The 2,777-nt window shown below is 61.8% G+C and carries 3 protein-coding genes and 1 pseudogene; 2 read left to right on the top strand and 2 right to left on the bottom strand.

Going from position 1 to position 2,777, the window contains the following annotated elements:
* Positions 1-75: 75 nt before the first annotated feature.
* Positions 76-1,179: a histidinol-phosphate transaminase gene (locus EOD15_RS32200; protein WP_127321363.1), complete on the top strand. Its 1,104-nt coding sequence runs from the start codon at positions 76-78 to the stop codon at positions 1,177-1,179.
* A 212-nt stretch (positions 1,180-1,391) separates the two neighbouring features.
* Positions 1,392-1,652: a hypothetical protein gene (locus EOD15_RS32205; protein WP_127321364.1), complete on the top strand. Its 261-nt coding sequence runs from the start codon at positions 1,392-1,394 to the stop codon at positions 1,650-1,652.
* 139 nt (positions 1,653-1,791) lie between these two features.
* On the opposite strand, the gene EOD15_RS32210 is transcribed toward EOD15_RS32205, so the two are convergent.
* Both EOD15_RS32210 and EOD15_RS32215 read right to left on the bottom strand, forming a co-directional pair.
* Positions 1,792-2,475, bottom strand: a complete 684-nt coding sequence (locus tag EOD15_RS32210; RefSeq protein WP_127271777.1) for an SGNH/GDSL hydrolase family protein — start codon at positions 2,473-2,475, stop codon at positions 1,792-1,794.
* A 64-nt stretch (positions 2,476-2,539) separates the two neighbouring features.
* A pseudogene (locus EOD15_RS32215) lies at positions 2,540-2,777 on the bottom strand (ABC transporter permease); the annotation flags it as partial.

The following is a 2,777-nucleotide window of genomic DNA, read 5'->3' on the forward strand; positions in this document are numbered from 1 at the left end:
GTTACATATACAAGCATATACAAACCATTTCGACTACGGTACGGATGACGAAATCCGCTGCAAAGGAGCCCACCCGTGTCGAAAGCCTCGGATATGGTCCGCACCGAAGTCAACCGTTTGTCGCCCTACAATTCCGGGCTCACCATTGACGAGGTTAAGGAGCGATACGCACCGGCCAGGATCGCCAAACTAGGCTCGAACGAAAATCCGCTCGGGCCCAGCCCGACGCTCGCCACGACGATGCATGCCGGCTCCGAGATGTTCCGCCTCTATCCCGACCCCGCCGGGCGCAAGCTGCGCCAGGCGATCGGCGACAAATATGCCGTCGCCGAGGGCCAGATCATCCTCGGCAACGGTTCCGAAGACCTTCTCTCCGTCATCAGCCGTGCCGTGTTGCGGCCGGGCGACGCGGTCGTCACGCTCTATCCGTCGTTCCCGCTGCATGAGGACTACGCAACGCTGATGGGGGCGACCGTCAAACGCGTTGTCGTCAACGACGATCTCACCATCAATGTCGATGCGCTGGTCGAGGCGGTGCGCGAACGGCCGCGCATGCTGCTGTTTTCGAACCCGATGAACCCGGTCGGCAGCTGGCTCTCCGGCGGCGATCTGTCGAGGGTTCTGGATGCGGTCGGCGACGAGACGCTGATCGTCATCGACGAAGCCTATGCCGAATATGCCAAGGGCGACGATTATGCATCGTCCCTGCCCTATCTCGAAAAGCTGGGCCGGCCCTGGATCGTGCTGCGGACCTTTTCCAAGGCGTTCGGTCTGGCCGGATTGCGGATCGGCTTCGGCATCGTCGGTGACCCGGAGCTGCGCGCGCTGCTCGATCGCGTCCGCACGCCTTTCAACGCCAACGCGATGGCCCAGGCGGCCGCACTCGCGGCACTGGCCGACGACGAACACCTTGCCAGGGTCGTCGCGCTGGCCAGTGCAGAGAGAAAACGCGTCGAGACTTTCCTGGCGAGCAAGGGCCTCGATGTCGCTGCCTCCAGGGGCAACTTCCTGTTCTTCAACTGCCGGCAAGATGCTTCCGCCTTCGTCGAAGGCCTGCTGCGTCACGGCGTCATCGTCAAGCCGTGGAAGCAGCAGGGTTTTGACACCTATGTGCGAGTCAGCATCGGCTCGACAGCGGAGAACGACCATTTCATGGCCGTTCTGTCGGAGCTGTTGTGAATACACGCTTTGGTCGGGATTCGGACGGGCAAGTTGACCCGCGCCTTGCGGCTGCGATGTGCCAGTTCGGACACGATGACACTCTGCGGTGCAGTTCGTTGAACGAAGGCAATAGATTTTTTGGGCTTCAAGCCGACAGCAGGCCTTAACTTTCGCGGTGTGGGTTTTTACATCTCGGGGGTCTGCAAACGATCGACGCTGAGGAGGCTCCCTTGCAGCAACCAGATGACATCGCCGCCCGCCGATTGGGCATTCTCATCGAGCAATATGTGGAAGCGCGCAAAAAGCGCTACGACTATGTGTCGACCGAGCAGGCCTATCGGGCCATCCGGCAGGTCCTCAAACCCGCCATTCCCGATCGCGAACTCGACGACATGGTCGCCTCGCTTGCCGTGAAGAACGGCCTGGCGGTCGTTTTCGACCGCCAAACCAAATCGTCTGCCGATCATGTTCCTCGGGGCACAAGGCCCTAGATCAACGCAGGTCTGCAGGCGTCGAGCGCCACATCGATACGGGGCCAAACGGCCCCGTATAAGATGTGCATCGCCGGAGGAACGAGCGATATACCCGCGCCGTAGGCCTGTGTGCCGCGAGCCGACGGGCGTGGCGGCTTCAGGCGGCAGTGCTGACCTTGCCCGGCTCAAGGATCGACTTGACCTTGTCGGCGACGGCGCGTCCCAGATCGGCGTTGTTTCCGGCAGTAAAATGGATGCCGTCAACACCATCCGTGGTGAGGTAATCGCCGGCATTGAGGAAATCGATCTTCATGAAATCCGCCATCGCCTTGTACTGCCTGGCCAGATCCCTGGATTTTTCGTGCCCGCCACCAAACATGCCCTCGAACCACGGATCGGGCATCGGGGTCAGCGGCGGCGGCGCAATGACCAGCGCCTTGGGAGCCGGATAAGGGGTGCCGATGCCGCCGGCACTGGTCAGGATCTGCCCGACCAGTTTCGCCATTCCATTGGCGATCTCATAAGGCGTCCGGCGGAAATAAGACTTGGTGTCGTTGGTGCCGAGCATGACGATGACCAGGTCGAGCGGCAGATGGCTGGCGATGGCCGAGGGCAGATAGTTCGCCCCGTTCAGGCGCGGATCGTTGGGGTCGTCGAGACAGGTCGTGCGCGCGCTCAGGCCTTCTTCGATGATGTGGTAGCCCGCCCCCAGCGCCGCCGCCATCACACCGGTCCAGCGCTGATCATAAGGGTAGCGGTAGGTCGGCGACCCTTCCTTGACCGGAACCCAGCCCCAGGTCAGCGAGTCGCCGTAGCACATGATGTTTTTTGGCGGTGACATCCATGTTTCTCCATCTGTTTGCAATTGTCTGAACGCCGGCGCACTTGCTCTTCGCCGTTTCAAATCAGGGGTTTCGCACGCGCACTCCGTAGAAGATCGCCGCGCCGAGGATGATGACGCCCTGCGCGATGAGCTTGCCGGGCTCGTCGATGCCGAGCACCGTCATCACCACGAACAGCAGCGCAAAACACAGCGCCCCGAAGAAAGGCCCCCAGACGCCGCCGTCGCCACGACCGAAGACGACGCCGCCGAGGATCGTTGCCGCGACCGCCAGGATCGGCAGGTCGAGGCCGATACGGACG

The organism is Mesorhizobium sp. M7A.T.Ca.US.000.02.2.1, from assembly GCF_003996995.1.
Classification (GTDB): domain Bacteria; phylum Pseudomonadota; class Alphaproteobacteria; order Rhizobiales; family Rhizobiaceae; genus Mesorhizobium.

Excerpts from the sequence above, each read along its gene's own strand:
- EOD15_RS32210 (WP_127271777.1), bottom strand. The coding sequence starts at position 2,475 with ATGTCACCGCCAAAAAACATCATGTGCTACGGCGACTCGCTGACCTGG.